This is a genomic window from Lactobacillus delbrueckii subsp. delbrueckii DSM 20074 = JCM 1012 (assembly GCF_001433875.1).
GTDB classification, from domain to species: Bacteria; Bacillota; Bacilli; order Lactobacillales; family Lactobacillaceae; genus Lactobacillus; species Lactobacillus delbrueckii.
Genome location: NZ_AZCR01000073.1, coordinates 1 through 6,423 on the forward strand (window position 1 = coordinate 1; position 6,423 = coordinate 6,423).

Here is a 6,423-nt window from a genome sequence, read left to right on the forward strand (position 1 = left end):
CGAACACAGTAGTTAAGCTTCTTAACGCCGAAAGTAGTTGGTGGGAAACTGCCTGCGAGGATAGGAAGCTGCCGCGCGAATCAAGAGTCAGACGGAAGTCTGGCTCTTTTTTTTGCTTGGATACTTAAGAAATGCCTTGACATTAGCAAATAATTATTATAAAGTTAAACTAACAATTAAATCACGTGTTATATCAAGAGCTAGTGAGTGGTTACACACTTTGACCTAGCAGCAACCTGCCGACCGGTAAGGTGCTCCACTGTAAATGGATATACGTCACTTAACCGTGTTCGTATATCGAACACGGTTTTTTTGTGACAAAGTCCCAGTGACGTTAAACAGGAGAAAAAGATGGAAAGTATACTATATGATCAACTACAATCAGAGGCTTTAAAACAATACATTAAACAATTAGCACCTGAAAAACTGCAACAGCTTATTAAAAACCCCGACATTTCTGAAGCGGATTTAAAATTAATACAGAAAAATACAGGAAATGAAACTATTAAACAATTAGCAACTGAAAAGCTGCAACATCTTAATAGTCAGGCCATCCAAAAGAGTTTGAATTCGTATCGCAGATTACATGATGCGAGAGGTTGGGCAGCTTCCATAGCGAGAGCACAAAGTCTTAATGACCTGAAATACAGATATAAGAATGCTACCCCTGATGAAAAAGTTAAAATTCGGGATATTTTACATAATGCTAATTAATCTGATGGGACACTCAAAATGGTCCTGGATGAATGCCTACCGGAACCGCTACGGGCTGATCCGCGACGACATTCACACCCAGAAGAAGACCTTGAAGAAGTCAGCCTACTGGTACCGGAAGCTGAGCGACAGCAATGAGCTGGACGCGGATTGATTTTTGTTGTTTTTTGCAAGAACTTTCGCTGTTTTTTCCCAATCCGACCGCAAAATAGCTTATGATGTTAATGGAGTAAATAAGTAAGCGGAAACACAATCGAAGGTGCAAAGGAGACTAAATGCAAATGGCAGAACCATTATTTTTGGAACCAGTTTTTCATGAAAAAATCTGGGGCGGCACTGGCTTAAAAGACGAATTTGGCTACCAGATTCCCAGCGACCACACCGGTGAAGCTTGGGCAATTTCCGCCCACCCGCATGGCCCGGCAACTATCAAGAACGGCCCTTACAAGGGGATGAAGCTAAACGAGCTCTGGGACCAGCACCGGGAACTTTTCGGCAATGCCAAGGGGGACGTCTTCCCGCTTTTGACCAAGATTTTGGATGCCAACCAGGACCTGTCCGTCCAAGTGCACCCGGACAATGAATACGCCAGAATTCACGAAGGGGAGCTGGGCAAGACTGAATCCTGGTACGTGATTAAGGCCAAGCCAGGCGCCAAGCTCTACTACGGCCACAATGCCCAGACCCGGGAAGAATTCGCTGAAATGATGAAAAACGGGGAATGGAAGAAGCTTTTGCGGACCGTCCCGGTGCATGAAGGGGACTTCTTCTACGTGCCACATGGCATGGTGCACGCTGTCGGCAGCGGCATCATGGTTTTGGAAACCCAGCAGTCCAGCGACACCACCTACCGGATGTACGACTTTGACCGGGTAGACAAGAAGACCGGCAAGCTGCGCCAGCTCCACTTGCAGCAGTCAATCGACACGGTGCAAGTGCCGTTTGAAATGCCAAAGCTCAACCATGAAGAATGGGATGTTGGCGACGTTCACGTGACCCAGTTCGTGATGGCGGAATACTTCGGCGTCTTCAAGCTGGACGTTCGCGGCAAGGGTGACTTTGAGATCAAGGATGGCAAGTACCGCTTGCTGTCAGTCTTGGATGGATCTTGCGACTTGACGGTCGACGGGCAGACTTATCCGCTGAAAAAAGGTGATCATCTGATTTTGCCATCAACGATTTCCTGTTATACTTTAGATGGTCAAGCTACGATCATCGCTTCCAAACCGGGCGATGAAGCTTAAAAGACAAAATTGAGAGTTAACAGAAGCATAGGTGAGAACATGACAGATACTTTTGTAGGCAGTATTGAAGCCGGCGGCACCAAGTTTATCTTGGGCGTGCAAAACGTTGAGACTGGGGAAACCACTGCAACCAAGCGGGTGCCAACCACGACTCCGGCGGAAACCCTGGCAGCCTGCCGGGACTTCTTCAAGGAGAACCCAGTCAAGGCCATCGGGATCGGCTCTTTTGGCCCGATCGACATCGACCCGAAGTCAGCAACTTTTGGCTACATTTCCAAGACTCCAAAGGCTGGCTGGTCAAATACTGAACTGAAGGGCTACTTTGAAAAAGAACTGGGCGTGCCAGCCGTTTTGACGACTGACGTCAACGCTTCCTGCTACGGGGAATACATTGCCCGCGGCCGGGATAATGAAAAGACCTACCTTTACATCACCATCGGGACTGGCGTTGGGGCTGGTGCCATCCAGCAAGGCCACTTCATCGGTTACACCAACCACTCAGAAATGGGCCACATGCGCATTCCTAAGCGGGCGGACGACAAGTATGAAGGCGGTTGTCCTTTCCACCACGATGCCTGTGGGGAAGGCCTGACTGCTGGTCCAACGCTCAAGGGCAGAACCGGGATTCCTGGTGAAGACCTGGACCGCAGCCACCCAGTCTTTGACTTGATTTCCTATTACGTGGCTGAGATGCTCTACAACATCTACCTGACCATCCGGCCAGACGTCATGGTTGTCGGCGGGTCAGTCTTGAACGAAGGTGACATGGCAACGGTCAGAAAGTACTTCGCGGAAATGAACAACGACTACGTTGCTCTGCCAGACCTGGATGAACTGATCGTGCGGCCAATCGTGGCTAACAACGGTTCAGCTACCTTGGGCTGCTTTGAAATGGCCAAGGACTTGCTTAAGTAAAAAGCAGAAAAACAAGATAATAGTACTAAAAAACCAGCTCAAGCGACAGCTTGAGCTGGTTTTGCTATGGGTTTTATTCTTGATAATGTTCCGACGTAACGATATACACGAATGAGCTCTTTTTCTGACTGGCCAGTCAGCGCATTCTGATCTTGAATTCCAGGACGCCGGCGTCATAAATGGCCGAAATTGCCCGGTCCTTCCCCTGGCATCGGTCCATCTGCTCTAACAGAAGTTTATCCACGGCTGGTGTCTGAGCAATCTTCTCAGCCAGCGACTGCTGGTTGCCTTCAAGACGCGCTTAAGAGCGTGATTGAAGTAAAAATAGCTTATGTTATCTACATCGTTTTCAACGATAGCCATCGGCACGTCGATATTTTCACCCAGGCTGGAATTCTGTTCCGCCTGGCTGTGGGTCGGGTTGGACAAAACGTTGACTCTGTCGATCTGGCAGTAGTAGTCACTTAAGCTGATATCTTCCAGCTGGTCGCCGGCTTTGCCCAGGAACTGCCGCAATTCATCGGCTGCACGGAAGCCGCGAAGAGGTAGCCCTGCTGGTACTGGCAGCCGATCTCCTTGAGGAAGTCTGACTGGCTCCGGTTCTCGATCCCCTCGCATAGAGATCGCGATCTGCAGGCCCAGAACAATCCGGTTCTGCCGCTTGTCTTCAGCCAGGAGCAGCTCGATCTTGCAGGCAACGAACATCAAGGTAGTATAGCTGAGGATGTTCAGAGTGATCGCCAAACAAAGACTGGCGAAATTGACCAGAGCTTCATTGCTAGGCAGGATGCGGTTCATCATAAGAGTCCGGGTCCCGTCTAAAAAGAGGTAGGTGGCCTGGACGATCAAACTGACGTTGTGCTGACGGTTGTGGCGCTTGATCTGCAGTGATGAACGCAACAACAATAATATTATAATTACACAAAATACTCTGAGACAGCGTAGGCAAATGCTCTAGTAAGTTGCATGGCTTTCTCCCTATAAAATACGACATGTTCCTTAATTAATATAATAACTCGTTTGCCGTAACAATAGGGCTTAGCGGATTAAAAGGGATTGATTAAAAATTTAGATGTTAGCGCTTTTAATTAACGCGGGAGTATGTTATATTTTTAACTTGGAATGGATGACCTCAATTCTTCATAATATAAGGGTTATCCACAGTTAAGTAGGTTGTTTTGAATACAGGGAAAGGCAAAATGGAAGAAGTTGAAGCGGTACTTAAGCGCCTGCTGGCAGGCCGGGTCTGGTCAGCCAGTTTGGGCCGGGAGCTGGAGAGCAAGAGAATCTGTTTGAGCGATTTGCTCTTGGACAAGCAAAGAAAGAATGTGATCAAGCCAGCTGACGTCCCTTTAATCCGCCAGGCCCTGGATGAATTGCGAAAGAATTTCCAGGAAGAAGTCAAACGGGTCTTGCTGACTGAGCCGGAGCTGGCTTCTGATGCTGACCGGCTGGCCTGGCTGCTCCTGCAGCTTTTTGCCAAGAAAAGGAAACGGGTCCGGGACTTGACGGCTGACCAGCTGGCTCTCCTGCAGACTGAAGAGGCTAAGAAATACGTCCTTTTTCACGGGCCGCGAGTCTATTTCCGCAACAACGCCTGCTTTTTGACCAATACTTTCCCGGTAGAACTGGTCCATATCAACGACCTTGCCGGGCTTAAAGGACAGCCGGCAGATTTTTCCGCCTTGTTGCAGGGAGAAGAAGTGGATGGGGAAGAACTTAGAAGCTGGCTTGACCTCTTCGGTCCCTTGTATGAAGAGAAATATTTCGGCAAACACTACGGACCAGGCGTGGAACTGGCGGGGTTTCAAATCTCTAGCGGGAAAAGAGATCCCCGGATCTACTATGTCCTGCGCTACCTGCTCAAGGATAAAGAGCCAGAAGCAAGATCGAAAAATTTGGCCGCGCTTCATTTAAAGACGATCCTAAGGCGGAATTTAGTCTGCCACGAGGCCTTCAAATGATGACGGTCTACAGCCGGGAGTATTACCAGGCAGGATTAGCCGAAGGAAAAATCAAGGCCAAAAAGCTGGACAAGTACCGGCTGGGACCGGACTTTATTCTGGCTTATGACCTGGGGCCAGCTGCTTCTTACCGGACCTTGCTAGTCGACCGGAAGCAGGGGGAGATCGTCTTAAGAGCCACGACCAAGACCCTGCTGGCCCACTTCGTCAACGAGGACCTGCCCGGCGGCTACCCCTTGCAGGACAAGCTCTACAAGCTCCTGGGGATCCGGGAGCAGCACGTGATTTCGGCGGGGCATGGGGCAATTTTTTCCCCGGAATCCTTCCACGCCGGCCTGGTGGACCTGGTGGCCCTGCAGCGGATGCGGGGGATGGAAGCCTGCCAGGGAGGACTGCTCATGACCGACTTGGCCGGGGTCAACTGCTATTTCTTTCAGGTGAAGCGCGGCTATGCCAATGCCAGCCGGCAAGTGAAAGAAGCGGTTGAGCACAACGCCCTTTACTGCAGCCTTTTTCATGGCCTGGCTGGGCAGGTAGGCTGCCCGGTTTGCAGACAGGGTGACTGGAACCTGCTCTATGGACCCAGCTACCAGCAGGCGGTTGAGGCCGACCTGGCTGGCCGGATCCCCTCTTTAAGGCAGCTTTTGGCTGAGATCAAGGCAGAGGAGAAGGCAGTCTTAAAGCAGATCCTGCTGGATGAACTCGGCCTGCCTCTTTTACCAGATGATTTAGACTATGCCTTGAAGCAGGCTGAGAAAAAGCTCTTATTCAGAATATAACAAAAAGCCCCCGCGGTCGCGGGGGCTTTGCTTTGTTTCTTTATAATAATTCAGGCTAACTGCCGGCGGAGTTTCTCCAGGGCCTGCTTCTTAATCCGGCTGGCCGTCCGGTAGGGAATATTCATTAAGTCGGCCGTTTCCTTGAGGCTGCGGCCAGCCAGAAGATTCTGGCCTAAAAGCAGCTTCTCGCTAGTCGACAGCTTCTTCCAGGCTTCCTTAAGAAGCAGATTGTGCTGGTCTGCCTGACCAACAAAGGCGGCAGCCAGCAGTGGTTCGTCGTGGTCTCTTTGCCGCTTTTTCTGCCGGAGCAGGTCAAGGATCCGCCAGTAGACCTTGCGGAAGGCCAGCTTGTCAGCTTCTTCTTGCGGCTGGTCGGCCATTTCTTGCAGGCATTGGGCGTAGACGATCAGGCCTTCTTGAAAAAGGTCCTCGTAATCGGCACACTTCCGGTAGACATGGGCCGTTTTCAAGGCTCCGGCGACTAATTTCCGCCTTTCCCAGGCTTGGTCCATTGCTTGATTGATTTGCATGTTCATTTTTTCGCACTCCTTAATTTTTTCTTGCTCAGCGCCTTGCAAGTATTAGCTTAATGGCTTTGCCAAAGGAGTGCTGACCAGGAGCAAGGAGGCAGCAAGCCCGATTTTCCGCCCTTTACACTTTGAAGAAAATGTAAGAACGGCTGTTTAAGGGCAGATTTAGGGAGTCAATCAAGGTAAAAAATAAAAGTTTCGCCAATTGCAAGAATAAATTGAACACTTACCATAACATCTGGTAGATTTTGACTATCTACGCCGGTAAATGCGGTCA

The 6,423-nt window shown here is 49.8% G+C and carries 7 protein-coding genes and 1 pseudogene; 6 read left to right on the plus strand and 2 right to left on the minus strand.

Features of this window, described 5'->3' with window-relative positions; all coding sequences use genetic code 11:
* Positions 1–351: 351 nt before the first annotated feature.
* The 4 genes and pseudogenes from FD23_RS07875 to FD23_RS07885 all read left to right on the plus strand — a co-directional run bounded on the left by FD23_RS07875 (position 352) and on the right by FD23_RS07885 (position 2,873).
* Positions 352–714, plus strand: a complete 363-nt coding sequence (locus tag FD23_RS07875) for a hypothetical protein (RefSeq protein WP_025896344.1) — start codon at positions 352–354, stop codon at positions 712–714.
* Between the two features lie 19 nt (positions 715–733).
* Positions 734–868 (plus strand): annotated as a pseudogene (locus tag FD23_RS09460) (family 1 glycosylhydrolase); the annotation flags it as partial.
* A 127-nt stretch (positions 869–995) separates the two neighbouring features.
* Entirely contained in the window at positions 996–1,958 is a 963-nt protein-coding gene (gene manA, locus FD23_RS07880) for a mannose-6-phosphate isomerase, class I (protein ID WP_052933505.1), read from the plus strand.
* Between the two features lie 39 nt (positions 1,959–1,997).
* Positions 1,998–2,873, plus strand: a complete 876-nt coding sequence (locus FD23_RS07885; protein ID WP_003616351.1) for an ROK family protein — start codon at positions 1,998–2,000, stop codon at positions 2,871–2,873.
* A 225-nt stretch (positions 2,874–3,098) separates the two neighbouring features.
* Here the strand turns inward: FD23_RS07885 and FD23_RS10760 are convergent, their stop codons facing one another.
* On the minus strand, positions 3,099–3,773 hold the full coding sequence (locus tag FD23_RS10760; RefSeq protein WP_230844769.1) for a hypothetical protein: 675 nt from the start codon (positions 3,771–3,773) through the stop codon (positions 3,099–3,101).
* 299 nt (positions 3,774–4,072) lie between these two features.
* Here FD23_RS10760 and FD23_RS07900 point away from each other — a divergent pair, with 299 nt between their 5' ends.
* Together FD23_RS07900 and FD23_RS07905 are read left to right on the plus strand one after the other, a co-directional pair.
* A complete protein-coding gene (locus tag FD23_RS07900; protein WP_025896345.1) occupies positions 4,073–4,837 on the plus strand; it encodes a hypothetical protein in 765 nt (254 codons plus the stop codon).
* The gene (locus FD23_RS07905) at positions 4,834–5,616 is read left to right on the plus strand and encodes a hypothetical protein (RefSeq protein WP_002880600.1); all 783 of its coding nucleotides are present in this window, start codon (positions 4,834–4,836) and stop codon (positions 5,614–5,616) included. The genes FD23_RS07900 and FD23_RS07905 overlap by 4 nt, the downstream gene beginning before the upstream one ends.
* Positions 5,617–5,666: 50 nt before the next feature.
* On the opposite strand, the gene FD23_RS07910 is transcribed toward FD23_RS07905, so the two are convergent.
* Positions 5,667–6,152: a sigma-70 family RNA polymerase sigma factor gene (locus tag FD23_RS07910; RefSeq protein ID WP_025896346.1), complete on the minus strand. Its 486-nt coding sequence runs from the start codon at positions 6,150–6,152 to the stop codon at positions 5,667–5,669.
* Between the last annotated feature and the right edge of the window lie 271 nt (positions 6,153–6,423).

Coding starts and splice junctions, on each gene's coding strand:
- FD23_RS07875 (WP_025896344.1), top strand. CDS start 352: ATGGAAAGTATACTATATGATCAACTACAATCAGAGGCTTTAAAACAA.
- manA (WP_052933505.1), top strand. CDS start 996: ATGGCAGAACCATTATTTTTGGAACCAGTTTTTCATGAAAAAATCTGG.
- FD23_RS07885 (WP_003616351.1), top strand. CDS start 1,998: ATGACAGATACTTTTGTAGGCAGTATTGAAGCCGGCGGCACCAAGTTT.
- FD23_RS07900 (WP_025896345.1), top strand. CDS start 4,073: ATGGAAGAAGTTGAAGCGGTACTTAAGCGCCTGCTGGCAGGCCGGGTC.
- FD23_RS07905 (WP_002880600.1), top strand. CDS start 4,834: ATGATGACGGTCTACAGCCGGGAGTATTACCAGGCAGGATTAGCCGAA.
- FD23_RS07910 (WP_025896346.1), bottom strand. CDS start 6,152: ATGAACATGCAAATCAATCAAGCAATGGACCAAGCCTGGGAAAGGCGG.